General features: G+C 69.4%; 10 protein-coding genes. 2 read left to right on the top strand and 8 right to left on the bottom strand.

Features of this window, described 5'->3' with window-relative positions:
• The first annotated feature begins 38 nt into the window (after positions 1–38).
• A complete protein-coding gene (locus ACRAKJ_RS23540) occupies positions 39–2,825 on the top strand; it encodes a toll/interleukin-1 receptor domain-containing protein (RefSeq protein ID WP_438920944.1) in 2,787 nt (928 codons plus the stop codon).
• Positions 2,826–2,970: 145 nt separating this feature from the next.
• Here the strand turns inward: ACRAKJ_RS23540 and ACRAKJ_RS23535 are convergent, their stop codons facing one another.
• From ACRAKJ_RS23535 to ACRAKJ_RS23525, 3 genes are all read right to left on the bottom strand, one after another.
• The gene (locus tag ACRAKJ_RS23535) at positions 2,971–3,153 is read right to left on the bottom strand and encodes a hypothetical protein (RefSeq protein ID WP_438920945.1); all 183 of its coding nucleotides are present in this window, start codon (positions 3,151–3,153) and stop codon (positions 2,971–2,973) included.
• Positions 3,154–3,731: 578 nt separating this feature from the next.
• Entirely contained in the window at positions 3,732–4,646 is a 915-nt protein-coding gene (locus ACRAKJ_RS23530; RefSeq protein ID WP_447008663.1) for a diacylglycerol/lipid kinase family protein, read from the bottom strand.
• Positions 4,647–4,825: 179 nt separating this feature from the next.
• Complete coding sequence (locus tag ACRAKJ_RS23525; protein ID WP_438920997.1) at positions 4,826–4,951, bottom strand: hypothetical protein; 126 nt, start codon at positions 4,949–4,951, stop codon at positions 4,826–4,828.
• 583 nt (positions 4,952–5,534) lie between these two features.
• Between ACRAKJ_RS23525 and ACRAKJ_RS23520 the strand changes: the two genes are divergently transcribed.
• Positions 5,535–8,426 (top strand): BTAD domain-containing putative transcriptional regulator, encoded by a 2,892-nt coding sequence (locus ACRAKJ_RS23520; protein WP_438920947.1) that lies wholly within the window; start codon positions 5,535–5,537, stop codon positions 8,424–8,426.
• 80 nt (positions 8,427–8,506) lie between these two features.
• Here ACRAKJ_RS23520 and ACRAKJ_RS23515 read toward each other — a convergent pair whose 3' ends face one another.
• The 5 genes from ACRAKJ_RS23515 to ACRAKJ_RS23495 form a co-directional block, all read right to left on the bottom strand.
• Positions 8,507–10,204: an AMP-binding protein gene (locus ACRAKJ_RS23515; RefSeq protein ID WP_438920948.1), complete on the bottom strand. Its 1,698-nt coding sequence runs from the start codon at positions 10,202–10,204 to the stop codon at positions 8,507–8,509.
• 63 nt (positions 10,205–10,267) lie between these two features.
• Positions 10,268–11,026, bottom strand: coding sequence for an SDR family oxidoreductase (locus tag ACRAKJ_RS23510; protein ID WP_438920949.1), 759 nt, complete (start codon positions 11,024–11,026; stop codon positions 10,268–10,270).
• A 7-nt stretch (positions 11,027–11,033) separates the two neighbouring features.
• Positions 11,034–11,957 carry an alpha/beta fold hydrolase gene (locus tag ACRAKJ_RS23505; RefSeq protein WP_438920950.1) on the bottom strand — a complete coding sequence of 308 codons (924 nt, stop codon included), beginning with the start codon at positions 11,955–11,957 and terminating at the stop codon, positions 11,034–11,036.
• A gap of 52 nt (positions 11,958–12,009) precedes the next feature.
• The gene (locus tag ACRAKJ_RS23500; protein ID WP_438920951.1) at positions 12,010–12,423 is read right to left on the bottom strand and encodes a RidA family protein; all 414 of its coding nucleotides are present in this window, start codon (positions 12,421–12,423) and stop codon (positions 12,010–12,012) included.
• 61 nt (positions 12,424–12,484) lie between these two features.
• Positions 12,485–18,682 (bottom strand): amino acid adenylation domain-containing protein, encoded by a 6,198-nt coding sequence (locus tag ACRAKJ_RS23495; RefSeq protein ID WP_438920952.1) that lies wholly within the window; start codon positions 18,680–18,682, stop codon positions 12,485–12,487.
• Positions 18,683–18,719 lie beyond the last annotated feature (37 nt).

Genomic DNA, 18,719 nt, shown 5'->3' with positions numbered 1-18,719 from the left:
CGGCTCGGTCGACCCCTCGATGCGGAGACTGGTACCTGGTGAGTGGGACGGACTACGACAGCTTCATCTCCTACAGCCATCGCGGTGACCGACCGGTCGCCAAGGCGCTCCAGCGCACGCTGCACCGGCTGGGGCGACGCTGGTACCGGATGTCGGCGTTGCGGGTGTTCCGCGACGACACGGCGTTGGCCGCCGCACCGAACCTGTGGACGGCCATCGAGCGCGCGCTGCTGCGGTCGCGGACGTTCGTGCTGCTGGCCTCGCCCGAGTCCGCCGCGTCGACGTGGGTGGGCAAGGAGGTCGCGCTGTGGCGCGAGGAGCGCTCGCGCGACGACTTCTTCCTCGTCCTCACCGCCGGCGAGCTGGTCTGGGACGACGCGGCGGGCGACTTCGACCACGACCGGTCCACCGCGCTGCCCGAGGCGGCGCGCGGGTGGTTCGACGCCGAACCGTTGTGGATCGACCTGCGCGGCCACCGGGAACGCATCGAGCGCGCGGGTTTCCGCGACTCGGCCGCGGCGGTGGCGGCGGCGATCCACGGCGTGGCCAAGGACCGGTTGTTCAGCGAGGACGTGCGGCAGCAGCGGCGGCTGGTCTCGGTGCTGTCCGGGTTGCTGGTCCTCGCGCTGGTCGCCGGCGGTGTCGCCTTCTGGCAGCGCGGCGTCGCGCTGGAGCAGCGAGACCGCGCCGACGCGCAGGCCCGGGTCGCGCTGTCCCGCGCACTGGCCGCCGAGTCCGACGTGCGAACCGCCACCGACCCGCAGCTCGCCGCGCAGTTGGCGCTGGCATCCCGCGCGGTGGCGGGAACGGCGGAATCGGGTGGGGCGCTGCTGCGCAGGCTGGACGAGAACCGCCACATCCTGGCCTACCCGCGGCGAGGAAGTGACCAGCCCAGTACCTTCATGCACGCATCCTCCGGCACGGCATCCCGAGTCGCGGTCACCGGTGACGGGTCGGTCGTGGCGTTCGCCCACGAGGGTGACCCGGAGGTGACGATGTGGCACGTGCGGGAGCGTCGAGAGGTGGGACGGCTGCGCACCGGCAAGCCGGAGCCGGAGTTCGGCATGACCTGGAACGGCCTCTCGTTCGACCGCACCGGGTCGGTACTCGTCGCCTCCGACGGCCGCGACCTCATTGTCTGGGACACCGCCGAACGGAAGGTCGTCCGCACTGTCCCGGGTGCCGGCATGGTCGACGACTTCGATCTTTCTCCCGATGGCCGGTGGATGACGCACGTCGACTCGGATTCGGACGTGCAGACGGTGCGGCTCTGGCGCGTCGACACGGGGGAGGAGGTGGTCGTGCCCACGCGGCCTGCGCCGCCCTCGATGCCGATGGTGGAGTTCGACCGCGACAGCACGTACTTGTACGTGTCGTTCCCCGACGGCATCCACGCCTTGCGTCTGGAAACCGCCTCCTGGTCCGGCGATCCGGTAGTGGTCCCGGACGAGGGGCGATTGCACGCTGTTGCGCACGATGCGCGCCAACTCTTCCTGGTCGGGGAGGGCGTCGTCCAGCGGTGGCACGAGACCGGAGCGCGGCTTGACGACGTGCCTCTGGCCGGCATGACCCCGGGCACCACGGTGGACGTGTCTGCTGACGGCCGGACCATCGCGGCGACGTCGGGGACGCGGATCGTGGCGGTCGACACGGTGACCGGCCGCAGCACCGACCTGGTTACCCACCGTTCGGCTACGGTGGATTCCGCGCTGTCCGGAACGGGTGACGTGGTCGTCTCGATCAGTATGAACGGTGACGTCGTGGTGTCCACACCGACCGTCGACCACCGGTCGCCGGCGAGCACACCGAATTCACGGCCGATCCTGTCGGCAGCCGTCGCGGCACGGGCACCGGTGGCGGCGTTCGGCCGGAAGGACGGGATCGACGTCGTGGACCTGTCGACCTTGGAGACGCGCCGGCAGTTCCAGACCGGCTTGTGGCCGGAGGAGCCAAGGATGGCGCTCAGCCCGGATGGGCGGCGGCTCGCCGTCCTGGAGGAGGAATCCGTTCACGTCCTCGACGCCGACACCGGCGCTGCCATCGCGCGGTGGCCGAGGGCATGGCCCGGGGCGGTGCTGGACGGCGCAGTGGGTGTCGCGTTCGTCGGTGACGGCACGCGGCTGCTGGTCGAGTCCGACGGCGGCCCCGGTCTCCTCGACGTCGCGACAGGCGAGGTCGTGCAGGTCTTCCCGGTGAGGGAGTCCACTGGCGGTGGGTTCGTCACCACCTCCGACGGCCGCTTCCTCGCTCTTTCGCTCAGATCCGTCTCCGCCAGAGTCAGCGAGGGTGGCTCGGTTGTCGAGATCTGGCGTTGGGATGGCCATCGCTACGTCGATCCGGTGCGCGTCTCCGAACCGGTCATTGCTCGAGCCCTGGCGATCACCGAGGACGGGGCCACCCTGGGAATCGCCGACATCGACGGGCGGGTTGTCCTGGTAGATCTCACCCATCCGGAGGAACGCCGGTACCTCCGAGGCGGGGACGCGTACGGCTGGATCGCCTTCACCTCCGATGGTGACACGGTAGTCCAAGCGGATTGCAGGTCCGGCGGCGTGATCTCGTGGGATGTCGCGGAGGGTGTGCAGGGGGCGGCGTGGCACCGGCGACCTGTCCCCGAACAGGCGACCTGCCCGGACACCGTGCCGCTGAAACCGACGCCCGCCAACGGGATCCTCGTAAGGGACGCGGAGAGCGGGATGACGCTGTGGCGGATCGATGTCGCCGCTGCCGCAGACGCGCTGTGCTCCGCCAACGGCGCCCTCGACGAGGCGAATACGGCCCGCTACCTACGCGGTCTGACCGGCTCGGTTCCCACCCCCTGCTGAGGAGTGCCACGCAACTCGCCTTGTGGTTGTCGGCCGAGCGCTCCTCGGTCAGTCGATGAGGGCGCGATCGTGAAGGCGGGCGATGCCTGTGGGGTGCCAGACGTCGGCCACGGGGTCCGGCCGTGGGAACGGTCTGCCCGGCGGGTCAGGCGACATGGGTTCTTACCCGTTGACGAGGCGGCCGAGGACTGGCCGGCGACGTGTCGAGGTGCAGCGCGGCTCTGCGGTCGGCTGGTCTGACCGTGGTGGTGGCCGACGCGGTGAGCCGGTCGACGAGGGCGGGGGCGTCGGGCAGTGCGTACTTCTGCTCGACTTCGATGTCCTTCACACGGGGGCATCCCGGTGTGGTGGCGCGCCCATGCCCCCGCGTCCTGTACGACCCCACCGAGTTCGCCGCTTCCGACGAACAGCGCGGTCCCCACCGCGAGCACCACGGGATACGCGCCGCTCACGTAGGCCAGCGCCGTCAGTTCCGGACGGCGCAACGGGGCGAGCAGGATCAGGGTCACGCCGGCGATCGTGGCGGGGTTGAGGGAGTCGAGCGCCGCCAGCCCGGCGATCACCGCCGGTCACATCGACGGGCCGGCAAAGGCGCAACGCCTGCGGTCGCTGTCCTGAACCCGTCTCCCAACTCCTGCCAAGAGCTCATCACGGAGCAGCGCAGCCCCCGGCAGGATCGGTGCGCCCTCGCGCGACGGGCAACCGTGGCGGCGGTCACCTGCCGGCCGTCGCTGGTGCTGTGCCGGTCCGGGCAGGGGAGTGAGGCATCCTCGGTTCCGACCATGCTCGCCGCGTGCAGGTCGTCATGCTCGCGCGGCAACCGCGCCAGCGCTCTCGCGGTCACCCGGAGTGTTGATCGCAGCCGGCGATCGACGACGGCTTTCGAGCGGACGGGGATCGTCGAGTTCACGTCGGCACCTTGACGACGAGCGCTCCGGGGTCCACCTCGACCTTCAGCGACCTGGTTGTTCCGCAGACTTCTCCGTCGACCTCGAACGGTTTGGTGCGGCTGCTGCGCAGCTCCAGGCGTCGGAACCGGAACCGCTCCACCGCCGGTCCGTCCACCCGGCGGGAACCGATCAGGCGTCCCGCCGTGACGAGCCAACCCCTGGTGTGCACGTTACGCAGCAAGGCCAGGTCCAGGAGCCCGTCGGCGGGATCCGCCTGCGGCAGGAGGGAAACCCCGCCCTGCAAGGCGCCTATGTTGCCGACGACCGCGCCCAGGACGCGGCGGGTCAGCCAGGGGCCGTCGTCCAACCGGACGGTCACCCTGCCGGCGCCCGACCTCAGGCCCTTGAGGACCGCCGGTAGGTATGCGGGCCATCCCAGGATGCGTTTCATCCTGGGCGAGGTGTCGCGGACCATCTCCGCGTCCAGACCGATGCCGCCCATGCCGACGAAAGGGCGGCCGTCCAGCAGACCCATGTCGACGCGGCGGTCCACCCCGTCGAACGCCGACGTGACGGCGTCTTGCACCCCGCTGCCGATCCCCAGGTTCCGGGCCACGAGGTTGCCCGTGCCGATCGGCACGATTCCCATCGCCACGCCGGTGTGCGCCAACCCGGCGGCCACCGCGTTCACCGTGCCGTCCCCACCACACGCCAGGACCAGCCGCGGGTGGTCGCGCAGGGCGAGTGCCGTCACCCCTGTCCCGGCATCGTCACGGGTGGTCTCGAACCACCGCGGCTCGCACCAGCCGCGGTCGCGGGCGGTACGGGATACCAGGTCCCGGAACCCGGGGTGATCCACCACGGCGACCGGGTGGACGACCACTGCCACACGAAGCCTGTCACGCCCTGGATCCACCCGAACCGCCTTCACGAGGTCGACACCGGTCCGGGTGCCCCGCGACAGGCGAACGTACACGTGGGACGCGACACGCGAAGCGTTGCGAGCCCGGCCGGGTCCGCAACGCGGTCACGTCCGTCACGGCGGCTTCCTGCGCGCCTCACTTCCCCCGTTCTGGACGATCTACGACCCGGAGGTGGTCAGGGTCGCGCTCAAGCGCCCGGACGCGGCTTCGACCCCTTGATCCGTTCGACGAGTTCGTCGCGGTACTCGCGCACCGCCTGGAGCTTCGGTTCGTCGCCGGCCGCCCGTGTCAACGCGCCTTCCAGGATCTTCACCCCCTGGTGTTCGTGCCACGGACGACTCCCTCCAGGCCCTGTCGGACCACGTCTGGAAAACCACCGGCTACCGGGGGAAGCTCAAGGGTGCGGCATTCGAGTGAATCTGTTGCTCTCTTGTCGTAGCCGGTGCTCGTCCGTGTCGCCGTGGCGAACCCCGGACGACCGAGGACGGTCATCGTGACGAGCACGTCGACAGAGCGGGTGGCGCTGGATGGCCGGCTGCGCCGCCCGCCATCCCGGGTACGCCCGAAGGGCGGCAGCGCGAGACCTCGGCCAGGCCGGTGGCCGGCCGCGGGGTGATCGTGGCCGCGGGCTCGATGCGCTGGTGGGGGAGTGCGAGCGGCACGGGGTGCGGCTGTGGCTGTCGGAGGCGGGCGCGCCCGCGGAGTTCGGCAGCCCGGTGCACCAAGTCTTGGTGACGGTCTCTCGCTTTCCTCCGTCGGGGTCGGGCACCGGTGGCGGTTCGCGACCTCCGACCGTCCCGGCTCGGACCGGCCGTGGGAGCCGCTGTCGTGATGCGGAATTCGACACGCACTCGACTCGCATTGAACCGCCTGGTCGTGTTCGGTACACAGGACTGGTGGTAGGCGACGGCGAGCAAGGCGCACCACCGGAGGTCGCGGCCTGCGTGCTGGGCAACCTGGAAGTCCGGTGGAACTCCGTGCCGGTGCCGCTCGGGCACGCCAAGCAGAAAGCGGTGCTGGCGGTGCTGTTGACCGAGGCCGACCGCGCGGTGTCGGTGGACCGCTTGACCGAGGGGGTGTGGGGCGGGCACGCGCCGGCCCGGGCACGGTCGGTGCTGCGGACCTACGTGTCCAACCTGCGCCGGGCACTGGACGGCACCGGGATGACGATCACGTGGAGTGACACCGGCTACCAGTTGACCGCCGTCCCGGGCAGCGTGGACCTGCACCGCTTCCGCCACCTGCTCGCCCAGGCCCGCGACAGCGACGATCCGCGCGGCGCCCTGGCGCTGGTCGACCAAGCGCTGGCGCTGTGGCGGGGCGAGCCGCTGGCCGGGCTGGACACCGCATGGGCCCAGACCACGCGGGAGCACCTGCGCCGGGAACAGGCCGCGGCCCGAGCCGACCGGACCGATTGGGCGCTGGAGTGCGGCCGGCACGGCGAGCTGCTGCCCGAGCTGGTCACTCGGGCCGCCCAGGACCCCCTGGACGAACGCCTGGCCGGGCAGCTGGTGCTCGCGCTGTACCGCTGCGGCCGCCAGGCCGACGCGCTGGAGCACTACCAGCACACCCGGCGACGGCTGGCCGAGGAACTGGGCATCGATCCCGGCCCGGCACTGCAGCAACTGCACCGGCGCATCCTCACCGTCGACCCCACCCTGACCGGCCCGACCGTGCCCGCGGCTGCGGAGAGCGCCCTTCCGGCGGTGGTGCCGCGCCAGTTACCCGCTCCGCCGGCGGCGTTCGTCGGCCGCCGCGACGAACTCGACCGGCTCGACACCGCGCTGAACACCTCGGCGCCCGACACCTCGGACCCGGCCGGCGTGGTGGTGATCTCCGCCCTCGCCGGCGCGGGCGGCATCGGCAAGACCTGGCTGGCGCTGCACTGGGCTCACCGCCACGCCGACCGGTTCCCCGACGGGCAGTTGTTCGTCGACCTGCGCGGTTTCAGCCCCGACAGCCGGCCCCTCGACCCCGTGGTGGCGGTGCGCGGCTTCCTCGACGCACTCGGTGTCGCCCCGGGCAGCCTGCCCGCCGACCTCGACGGGCAGACGGCGCTGTACCGCAGCCTGATCGCCGACAGGCGAATGCTGATCGTGCTGGACAACGCCGCCACCACCGACCAGGTCACCCCGTTGCTCCCCGGCACCCCCGCGTGCGCCGTCCTGGTCACCAGCCGCACCAAGCTGGCCTCGCTGATCGACCGGCACGGCGCCCGCCACCTGCAACTGGACACCTTGTCCGGGGAAGAGGCCCGTACCCTCCTGGTCGAGCGCCTCGGCGAGCAGCGGGTGGCCGCCGAACCCGAGGCGACCGACGAACTGGTCCAGCTGTGCTGGCACTACCCGCTGGCGTTGGCGATCATCGCCCGCCATGCCCGCCTGCACCCGCGGGTCCCGCTCGCCGAACTCGTCGCGGAGCTGCGCGAACTGGGTCTGGAGCTGCTGGACGACGACGATCCCGCGGCCAGCCTGCCCGCCGTGCTGTCGTGGTCCCTGCGCGGCCTGACCGCCGGGCAACAGGAGGTGTTCGCACTGCTGGGCGTCGCTCCCGGCCCGGACATCGGCCTGCCTGCCGCGGTTTCCCTCACCGGCCTGTCGGCGGAACAAACGCGCAAGGCGCTCAACGCCTTGGAAGGCGCCTCTCTCGTCGACAGGCGCGCCCACGGCCGCTACGCCATGCACGACCTCATCCGCGACTACGCCACCACCCTCGCCCACGAGCTGGCCGAGTCGTCGCGGCAGGCGGCACTGCGTCGGGTGGTGGACTTCTACCTCCACACCGCCCACGCCGCGGATCGGCTGCTGGACCCGAACCGCGCACCGACCAGGCTCGCCGCTCCCGTCTCCGGCTGCCGTCCCCAGCCCTTGGACGACCAGGCCGCGGCGCTGCGGTGGTTCGCCGACGAGCACACCTCGCTGCTGGCCGCCCAGCGCCTCGCCGCCGACCACGACTGGGCTGCGCAGGTCTGGCAGCTGGCCTGGTGCCTGGACACCTTCCAAGTGCGGCACGGGTACCTCCACGACGCGGTCGTGATGTGGCGGCGGGGAGTGGCCGCCGCCGACCGCGACGACGACCCGGCCGTCCGCAGCCTGGCCCACCGCCTGCTGGGTGACGCGGCCGGTCACATCGGGGCGCACGACGAGGCCGCGGAGCACCTGACCCACGCCCTGAGGCTGGCCGAGCACACCGGCGACCGCGATGCCCAGGTCCGCGCCCAGTACACCCTCTCCCGGGCCTGCGAGAAGCGGGGCGACCACCAGCGGGCGCTGGAGCACGCCACCCGTGCCCTTCGGTTGTGCTCGGAGTTGGACAACCCGGTGGTGGAAAGCATGGTGCTCAACACGGTGGGCTGGATGCAGACGCACCTCGGCGACCACGAGGCGGCTCGCGCCTCCTGCGAGGCCGCCCTGCACCTGGCCCACCGCGTCGACGACCACGAATGCGAGGCCGATTCCCTGGACAGCCTGGGGTTCATCGCGCACCGCACCGGCGACCACGTCGGAGCCCTGGAGCACTACCGCCGCGCCCTCGCCCTGTTCCGCGACCTCGACAGTCCTTACGACGAGGCCGCCACCCTCGACCGGCTCGGCCACACCCACACCGCCCTGGGGCGTCGCGAAGAAGCCCGTGCGGCGTGGCGGGAGGCACTGGAGCTGTACCGGGCACAGGAACGAGGCGGTGACGCCGAGCGCATTCGGCACCAGCTCGACGAGCTCGACCGCACCACAGCCCGGGCACAAGCGCCGACCTCGAGTTCAGCCGGTCACAGCAACAGTGCTGGTTGAGGCAGGTGTGCGCGGCGAGGGCGGGGATGCCGGACCGGGCACCATCGCTCAGCACAGCTCACCGGCGTCCTGCCGCATCCTCAGGAAGGTCGGGCGTAGATCTCGTCGATGACATCGGAGTAGCGTTCCGCGACCGCGGGGCGCCTCACCTTCAGGGTGGCGGTCAGTTCGCCGTCGGCCACCGACAGCGACTTCGCCAGGATTTCGAACCGCCGGACCCGTGCGGTCGGGGCGAACGCCGAGTTGACCCGGTCCACTTCGTCCCGGATCAGGTCGCGGACATCCTGGTTGACGGCGAGCACGGCGAGATCCGCCGGGAGTTGCTTCTCCTGCGCCCACGGGAAGATCTCCGCCGGGTCCAGGGTGATCAACGCGACCGGGTACGGTCGCTGGTCGCCGATCAACACCGCCTCGGCGATCCAGCGACAGCGCCGCAGTTCGTTCTCCAGGTTGGCGGGCGTCAGGTTGTCGCCGCCTGACGTGATGATGACCTCCTTCTTCCGGCCGGTGATGGTCAGGAAGCCCTCGGTGTCGAGCGATCCGAGGTCACCGGTGCGGAGCCAGCCGTTGTCGACGACCTCCGCCGTGGCCTCCGGGTTGCGGTGGTAGCCGACGAACACGTTCGCCCCCCGGACGAGGACTTCGCCGTCCTCGGCGATCCGCACCTCGACGCCCGCATCCGGACGACCGACCGTCCCGATCCTGCAAGCCTCCTCCCTGTTCATCGAGATGACCGCCGTCGTCTCGGTCATCCCGTACCCCTCGAAGATCGGGACCCCGTGCCCGGAGAAGAAGTTCAGGATCTCCGGGGCGATCGGCGCGCCACCCGTGATGGCCATCCTCAGTCGATTGCCGAACCGGCCCTGCACGTGCGCCGACACCGCCTTCTCCGACTGCGTCCCGACCAGGCCCGACACGGCACCGTAGATTTTCTCGAACAACCGCGGCACGGACGGGAGGATGGTCGGGCGGACGTCCGGCAGCTCTTCCGCGATCCGGCTGGTGTTCCCGCCGAAGTACGCGAGGGTCGCGCCGTTCTCGAAGCTGAGGAACTGCACCGCGCGGGCGATCAGGTGGGACAACGGCAGGTACAGGTAGGTCACGTCGTCCGGCGTCGGCGAAAGGTTGATCTGGTCCGCGTCGAGCGCTGCGCGCCAGTTGCCGTGACTCAACAGGCATCCCTTGGGGTTGCCCGTGCTCCCGGAGGTGTAGACGATCGTCGCGATCCGCTCGGGGGTGACAGCCCGCGCACGTCGTTCCACATCCTCGGCCGGTACCTGCCGCCCCCTCTCGACGACGTCGGCCATCGTCATCGCGACCGGTTCCGGGCTCGTGGCCGGATCGATCGAGATCACGTGGTCCAGGTGCCGGAGTCCTGGCTTCAGGGCGGTGACCTTCGCGAGCTCCTGGACATTTCCGCAGATCGCCACCCGCACGTCCGCGTCCTGCAGTATCCACTCGTACTCGGCCGCCGAGTTGGTCGGGTAGACGGGAACGCTCACCGCGCCGACCTCGGCTATGGCGAGATCGCAGACCGTCCACTCGGCGCGGGTTTCAGCGCATATCGCGATGTGCTCGCCGGCCGCCACGCCCAGGGCCAGCAGGCCGCGGGCGAAGTGGCGCACATCCGCGGCCATGTCGGTGTAGGTCCGTTCGAGCCATTCGCCGTTGCGCTTGAACCGAATCGCGGTTCGCGTTCCGTGCTTCGCCCCCGCGGCAGAGGCGAGGAGTGCCATGGTCGGCACGGCGAGCGGTTCGTGTACCACCTCGCGCGTCATCACAACTTCCTCTCGCATTGTCGAGCACGGTGGTCCGTGCCGCTTCGACACCGATCCCGGTCGTCAGGGGGCGGCCAGTGCGCCGCCGTCGACGACGATGGTCTGCCCGGTCATCCAGGACGACGTCTCGCCCGCCAGGAACACGGCGACGCCGGCGATGTCCGAGGGCTCACCGATCCGACCCAGCGGGATCAGCTTCTCGAGTTCCTCTTCGTGACCTTCGAGCAGCACCTGCGCCATCCGCGTCCGGACGACACCCGGCGCGATCCCGTTGACACGCACTCGTGGCGCGAGTTCCGCGGCGAAGCTCTTCGTCAGGGAGATGCCGGCGGCCTTCGCCGAGTTGTAGTAGCCGATCCCCGGCTCGGTCGCGTAGCCGCCCACCGAAGAAATGTTGATCACGTTGCCGCCCGCCACCGCCATCGACGCATGCCAGACCGCCTGGGTCCACAACACGATCGACAACTGGTTGACCTGCACGATCTTCGCGGCCCGCGGTACGTCGAGATCGACCAGGGGTCCGACATAAGGGTTCGTGCCGGCGTTGTTCACCAGGATGTCGATCGACCCGAACTCGGCCGTCGCCGCGGCGACGCACTCGCACACCTGCTCCTGTTCCCCCACGTGCGCCGCCTTCGCCAACACGCCGATGTGCGGGTTGGCGTCACGGATCGAGGCCGCAACCCGGTCAAGCGACTCCTGACGTCGGGACACGATGACGACGTTGCAGCCCTCGGCGGCGAACGCCTCGGCGATGGCGCGCCCGATCCCCCTCGACGCCCCGGTGACGAGGGCCGTCTTCCCGGCGAGTCCCGACTGCATCCGACACCTACCTCGGACGTCCGGCGTGCGCGTCCGCCGCCGTGCTCGCGGCTGCCCCTGCGGGTTGCGAGCGCACTCCGGGCAGGAACGCCAGGATGATCTCCGCCAGCCGACCCGGCTCCTCGAAGTGGACGGCGTGACCGGTCCTGAGGTTCTCCACCGCGGGTGCCTTGCCGGCGACCACGAACTCCCGCACCCGTTCGACGTCGACCAACCTGTCCTGCGTGCCGAACACGACGAGGACCGGCACGTCACCGGTGCGGGAGAACTCCTGCACCGCCCGCGCCGCGATCTCCCCGCACACTTCGACCATCCCCTCCGTCACCTTGACGAGGCGCAGCCCGTCGTCGACGACGAACTCCTGCCAGTCCGGCCGTGACGTGAAGTCGGTCGGCTGCAGCGGCACCGTGATGAACGCCCGCGTCGGCTCGGGCACCAGACCGAACTCCCGGACGACCTCCAGGGCCGACTCGACGGACAGCCGCAGGACGTCCCCGTACCTCTCGTTGAAGTAGAAGCCCGGAGCGATCAGGGTCAAGGACGAGACCACGTCCTCGTCGGCCACCTGCGCAGCGGCCACGGACGCCACCTGCCCGCCGAAGCACCACCCCGCCAGGTGCACGCGCCGGAACGACCCCTTGAGCGATCGGACGAACTCGACGACGTCACCGATGACGCGCTCGGTGGACTCCAGATGTCCCCGGTCCACCGTGTTGAGGCCGGAACCGCGCCGGTCCGGAGCGATGAAGGACACCTCCGAGTTCTCGACGACGGCCTCGGCGAGCGGCGCCTGCCATCCCGAGTGGCTCACCCCGCCGTGCAGGACCACGACCACATCGTCGCCTTCCGGTGCGCCCCAGAGGCGGTAGTGCGTCACGTAGCCGTCCGATTGTTCGTAAGTCCGGACACCGGACTCGGGCAGTACGATCATTTCTTCCCTCTCCGTGCACTGTTCGGCATGTCGTGGGTCGACCAGGTGCGGCTCATTGCTGCGCGTCGTGACCGGCCGCGTCCGAGCGGCAGGCCCACGCGTCCACCTCCACGCGCAGTGCGGCGTTGGCGAGGCCCGCCACGTACAGGATGATCATCGGCGGCTCGTTGGCGCCCAGCCATTCCCCGAGTACGCCCACCAGCTCCCTGAAGTCCAGCTCGCCGACCAGGTAGACGGTGATCTTCACGAGGTCGGCGACGGTCATACCGGCCGCTTCGAGGTTCCGGCGGAGATTTTCGAGGGCCACCGCGAACTGCTCGATCGGATCTTCCGGCACTTCCCCGTCCAGGCCGACACCGACCTGCCCGGCGAGGACCAACCAACGGTGCGGACCCGTGACCTCGATCTGGTGGGTGTAACCGCCCAGAGGTGCGTGCACCGTGCCGGGGTTCCTCGGGCTCTTCATCGAGCGACCTCCTCTTCGTCGTCGAAGGCGGCGCCTGGACGATCAGGTCCGCCGCAGGTCTTCACTCGCCGGGTGGCAGGCTGTCGACGGCGAGCTCGTCCACGTGATCCACGAGGTGGGCCAGGACCGTGTCGTACAGCCTGCCGATCTCATCGAGCCGATCCTGCGGAACGACCTTCGAATTCGCGTTGAGGGTGATGACCACGCGAGCCTGCGCGATGTCATGACCGACGTTCGTGAGCAGCGGAGCGTCGACGTGTTCGAACCACTTCACGTCCTCGACCACGCCGGTGCCGTCGGGGCGCCGGGCGACGTCGCCGTACGCCGTGAAGTGCGTGTAGTTGAAGACCGTCTCGAACACCGTGGCCCGACCGAGGTCCTGCTCGATCCGCGCGAGGGGGTACCGTCGATGCGGGAGGATCTCCAGGTCGCTGTCGAACGTCTCCTTGATGAGCTCGCGCCACGTCCGCGCGTCGACCCGCTGCCGGAACGGCAGGAAGTTCAGGAACAGCCCGAGCACCCGCTCCCCGTCGTCCTCCTCCAGCCTGCCGTTGCTGAACAACCCCGTGACGACGTCCGGGTCCCGCACGAGCCGGCTCACGACGCACAGGTGGCAGGCCAGCATCACGTACTTCAGCGAGACGCCGACCTCGGACGCCACCGCCCGCAATTCACGCTGCCGCGCTTCGCCGATCAACAGCTTCGTCTCGCTCCAACGGTCGACCGCACCCGCGGTAGCCGGCCTCGGTAAGGCGGCGAACGTGTGCTCGGCCAGCTTCTCCGCCCAAAAATCCCGCTGTGCGGCGGATGACCGCAGGCAGTCGAGCTCGGCCCGCACGTAGTCCCGGTACCTGAGCGACGCGACAGCGGTCACCGGCCGGGGTCGCCCCGCCAGCAGCGCGCCGTAGACCGCCAGCAGGTCACGCACGAACAGCGACAGGCTCCAGCCGTCGAGGATCGAGTGGTGGAAGCTGACGGTCAGCGTGAACTCCCCGGCTCCTCCCCGGTGCGCGAAGAACCGGACCAGATGCGGATCGGCCCAGTCGAAGCCGGTCTGCTTCTCACGCTCGAACCACTCCGCGAACAGCCGCTCCCGCTCGCCCTCGTCCACCGAGCCGAGATCGGTCACCTCCACGGCGGGAACCACCGCTGAATGCACCAACTGCATGGGAACGGAGTAGTCGTGCATCGAGAACGCGGTCCGGAACACGTCGTGCTCTGCCACGAGCCGATCGACGGCGAGCCGCAGGTGATCCTCGTCGAGGGGCAGTGCCAGGCGGTAGCTGAAGACGTCGTGGTAGGTCGCCTGCGCCGCATCCTCGGCCGTCTTGCGAAGCATCCGGACCTGCATCGCCGTCGCCGGGTAGGCGTCGACCACCCCGGCGGGGAACAACCGCTCCGACTGTGCCACCAACTCGAACGGCACCGCGCGTCGATCCAACGGCGCACCGGCCGGCGGGCTGGTGCTCGCGATCGCCGCGAGACGTCTCACCGTCGGGTGGTCGAACAGGTCCTTCATGGTCAGGCCCAGACGAAGCCTCTTGAACGCGGACACCACCCGGATCGCGGTGATGGAGTCGACGCCCAGTTGGAGGAAATTCTGGTCGCTGCCGAGAACCTCCACCCCGATCGTCTTCGCGATGACGCCGGCGATCGTCTTCTCCAGTTCCGAGCGGGGCCCTGCACCGGCCGGCGGGGCGGCCGGGGCGCCCGAGTCCGCGGCGAGCTCCGCCGGAAAGGGCTCGCTGCGCGACACCAGGTCGTCCACGGCGTCGAGGTACTCGGCGACGTAGCGCTCCGCCAACGGGACGTCGAGCTTCGCGCCGTCGTAGTTGACGATCAAGCGCATCCGTCCGAGGAAGTGGTCCCGGTGGACGTGCACGACGATGGGGAAGTTCGTGTGCTCGAAATAGCGTGCACCGTTGATCCGGGCCGCTCGGGCGTCACCGCCCTGGTAGACGTGGAAATCCGTGTAGTTGAAGACCGAGTCGAACCACACGCCGTCCTGCGCCGTCCGCTGGATCTCCGACAAGGGGAAGCGGCGGTAGGCGAGGGCGCTCTGCTCGATGTCGAATACCCTCTTCACGAACCCGTCCCACGCTTCTTCCCCCAGTTCGACGGGGAACGGGAGGGTGTTGAGGAACAGGCCGACCATCTCCTCGCCGCCGCGCGTCTCGAGCCTGCCGTTGGCCACGATGCCGGACACGACTCGACGTTCGTCGAGGAGCCTGCCCAGGACGCGCATGTGCACCGCCAGGTACACCGCCTTCTGCGGCACCCCCAGCCTGCCGGCGAGCCTTCGCACGGCGTCGGCCGACGCCGGTGGCACGACACGGTCGACGGATGCCGGGATCGGCAGCGCATCGGCTGCTTCGTCGGTGCGCGACCGCGACAACACAGATGCGGAGAAGCCGTCGAGGGCCTGCGACCAGAACGCGACCTGCATCGGGTCACGTGCGGCCTCGCGTTCGAGGGCGACGTACGAACCGTATCGCCCGGGTTCCGGAGTGGTCTCGACCTCGCGGCCGTCCACCAGGTCCGTGTAGACCCGCAGGAACTCCTCCACCACGAGTGCCACGCTCCAGCCGTCGAGCAGGGCGTGGTGGAACGAGACGGCGATGTTCATCTCTTCCGCCGAGCGGACGTGCACCTGGACGCGGAGAAGTCGTCCGCCGTTCAGGTCGAAGGCGCGGTGCCGCTCCGCCTCGACCCAACGATCGATGATCCCGGACTGGTCCGGCCGCGCCAAGTGCGTGAGGTCCACGATCCCGACAGGGATCTCCGACGTGGGTCGAACGACCTGCAGTGGTTCGCCGCAACCGTCGAGGTCGAACGTCGAGCGGAGTTGCGGGTGCCGCGCGACGATCACCTGGAACGCGTCGTCCACACATCCGACGTGCACCTTCGCGTCGACTTCGTAGTCGAAGACGTCGTGGTACACCGAGGATTCCTCGTGCAGCATCGAGTGGTAGATCATCCCGGCCTGCAGCGTCGTCAACGGCCAGGCATCCTCCGCGGCACCGCCGAGCACCCGCCTGTCCGCCGGGTCGACCAGGGAGAACGGGACCCCGGTGGCGCCGGCCGGTGCCTCTGCTCGCCGCGACACCATCAACTCCGCGAGCTCGCGGATCGTCGGTCGGGCGAAGATGTCCTGCACCTCCACCGCGTAGCCCGACTCCCGGAGCCGGGCGGCCACCCGGACGCTCTGGATGGAGTCCCCGCCGTGGTTGAAGAAGTTCGCGTCGACGCCGACGCGGTTCAGTCCGAGGACTTCGGCCCAGACCTGTGCGAGCAGTGCCTGTTCGGGCGATGTCGCAGCACCGGGTTCCTCGGCGCGATCGGAGTCGGCGAGCGGGTCCGGGAGGGACCTGCGGTCCAGCTTCCCGTTGGCCGTGGTGGGCAGGGCCGGGAGCTCGACGATCACCTGTGGGATCATGAATTCCGGGAGCCGCTTCGCCAGGTGCTCCCTGATGACCGCCCGGTCGAACTCCGGTGCGACGACGTAGCCGACCAGGATCTTGCTCGTCGGCGTCTCGCGGACGACGACCGCCGCTTCCTTGACGATCGGCACGTCCATCATCGCCGCACCGACCTCGTCGAGTTCGATCCGGAAGCCGCGGATCTTCACCTGGCTGTCGATGCGTCCGAGGTACTGGAGCTGTCCATCGGCGAGGTATCTCGCGAGGTCGCCGGTCCGGTACAGCCGTGCCGTCGATCCGTTCGAGAACGGGTTCGCCACGAACGACTTCCGGGTCAACTCGGGTTGATCGTGGTACCCCGTGGCCAGGCCCACGCCACCGATGCACAGCTCGCCGGGCACCCCGGTGGGCTGAAGCTCCAAGTGCTTGTCGACCACGTACAGCTGCACGTTCGCGATCGGCCGACCGATGGGCACGACCTGGCCGGGGTAGTCCCGTGCGCACGGCCAGTACGACACGTCGATGGCGGCCTCGGTCGGACCGTAGAGGTTGTGCAGCTCGCAGTCCAGCTTGTCGTGGAAGTCCTCGACGGTCTTGTACGGCAGGGCCTCACCGCTGCAGATCACCCGGCGCAGCGAGCCGCCGAAGTCGCCCAGGTCCTCCTCGTCGAGGAAGACGCTGAGCATCGAGGGCACGAAGTGCGCCGTGGTGATCCGGCGATCCCTGATCAGGCGCTTGAGGTAGTCGGCGTCACGGTGTCCACCGGGTTCGGCGACGACGATCCGGGCCCCGGACATGAGTGGCCAGAAGAACTCCCACACCGAGACGTCGAAGCTGAAGGGCGTTTTTTGCAGGACACGGTCGGTCGCGTCCAGCCGATATTCCGACTGCATCCAGCACAGCCGGTTGAACAGCGACACGTGCCGGTTGACGACGCCTTTCGGGCGCCCGGTCGACCCGGAGGTGTAGATCATGTACACGGGGAAGTCCGGCGAGAGCCGACGGGTGAGGTCGGTGTCCTCCTCGGCACGCGCTTCCGTCACGGACAGCACGGCTACCTCGTACTCGCCCCCCGCCAGTTCTCGACGGTACCGCTCCTGGGTCATGATCAATCCGAGATTCGCGTTCTCGATCATGTACCGCGTCCGGTCGGCCGGGTACTCGGGATCGATGGGGACATACGCCAAGCCCGCCTTGACGATGGCGACCAGCGCAACAACCATCTCCGACGAGCGCTCCATGTAGACCCCGACGAACGGCGAAGCACCCGACTGGTCGCGTGCGCGCAGCGATCGGGCGACCTGATTGGCGAGTCTGTTCAGCTCGTCGTACGTCATCGTCGCATCGAGGAACTCCACGGCGACCGCGTCCGGAGTCCGGGCAGCTCGGGCTTCGAACGCATCGACGACTGTCGACTGCGGGTAGTCGACCTGATCGCCTCGTGACCGGAGCAGGATCTCCTGCCGTTCGTCGAGCGGGAGAAGGCCGAGGCGGGAGACCTCGCTCTCGGTGTTCATCGCCAGCTCACCGAGCAGATGGGTGTAGTGCCCCAGCATCCGTCGGATGGTGTCCTGCTCGAAGAGGTCCGTGTTGAACTCGACCTCGAACTCGTAGGTGTCGTCGTGCTCTCGGACGTAGAAGAGGACGTCGTACTTGGCGGCTCTGCGGGTGACCGGGAAGAGTGAGCAGGTCGTGCCACTGCCGAGGTCGAGGAGCGCTTGTCCGCCCAGCATTGTGAACATGGTCTGGAAAACCGGGTGGTAGCTGGGGTCGCGCTTGACGTCCAGGCTCTCCAGCACCTTCGGGTAGGGGGCGGCACCATTGCGCAGAGTTTTGTGCGTGACGTCCGCGACGCGGTCGAGGAGAGCGGGGAACGTCATGCGGTCCTCGATCCCCAGTACCAACGCGGTCGTGTTGACGAAGCACCCGACAACGTTCAGGAGGTCCTCGTCGTCCCGGTTGAGCAACGTGCTGCCGATGCTCAAGGAGTCCTGACCCGTGTAGCGGTTGAGCAGAACCGCGTATGCCGCGAGGAACACGGTGAACTCGGTGCTCCGGTAAGATGCGCGACACTTCGCCAACAGTGCTGCGACATCGGACTTCGGTACGTGGACCGAACAGGTCGAGCCTGCGAACGTCTGCTGAGGCGGCCGCGGGTGGTCGAGGGGCAGCCGGAGAAGTTCCGGTCCGTCCAGGAGAAGGTCGCGCTGCTGGTCGATCCTTGCCGTGAAGACACCCTGCTCGAAATCCCGCCGCAGCGCCACCGCGTAGTCGGTGTAGGTGACCGCCGGCTCCTCCGGGGACGCGAACTCCCCCGACCCGACCATCGCCCGGTAGTCCTGGCCGAGTTCGTCGACAACGACCGAAAAACTCCAGCCGTCGGTGGCGATGTGGTGGATGGTCAACCCGACCACCGCCCCGTCGTCGACGAGTACGACGAGAGCCCGCAGCACCTCGCCCTCGGCGAGGTCGAACGGCCGTGCGTAATTTTCCGCGATCAGCTCCCGGGCCTGCGAGAGGGCCTCGGTGCCGTGACCCCGGAGATCGACGACCTCGAAAAAATCCCGCACATCGGCACGGACGACCGCCCGCAAGCCGCTCGTCGTCTCCACCACGGCCGTGCGAAGTGCCTCGTGACGCCGGACCAGCCGGTTCAGCGCGTGGCCGAGCACGTCCACCTGCACGTCCCCGGTCAGGCGGAAGGCCATGAGCTCGTTGTACGCGGGGCCGCTCGATCGCGAGGCGCGGTCCGCCAACCACACGGCTTCCTGGGTATAGGTGAGCGGAACACTCCTGGCCTCGGTTGCCGGTGTTCGCTGTGGATCGATGAGCGTACTCATCCCGAGTCCCCCATGTGAGCGGTCGCGTTGGACCTGG

It is taken from the genome of Saccharothrix sp. DSM 118769 (assembly GCF_052936295.1).
The sequence above is the reverse complement of the archived record's forward strand: the minus strand, read 5'-3'. Positions and strand labels throughout refer to the sequence as shown.

Coding starts and splice junctions, on each gene's coding strand:
- ACRAKJ_RS23515 (WP_438920948.1), bottom strand. CDS start 10,204: ATGACGCGCGAGGTGGTACACGAACCGCTCGCCGTGCCGACCATGGCA.
- ACRAKJ_RS23510 (WP_438920949.1), bottom strand. CDS start 11,026: ATGCAGTCGGGACTCGCCGGGAAGACGGCCCTCGTCACCGGGGCGTCG.
- ACRAKJ_RS23505 (WP_438920950.1), bottom strand. CDS start 11,957: ATGATCGTACTGCCCGAGTCCGGTGTCCGGACTTACGAACAATCGGAC.
- ACRAKJ_RS23500 (WP_438920951.1), bottom strand. CDS start 12,423: ATGAAGAGCCCGAGGAACCCCGGCACGGTGCACGCACCTCTGGGCGGT.
- ACRAKJ_RS23495 (WP_438920952.1), bottom strand. CDS start 18,682: ATGAGTACGCTCATCGATCCACAGCGAACACCGGCAACCGAGGCCAGG.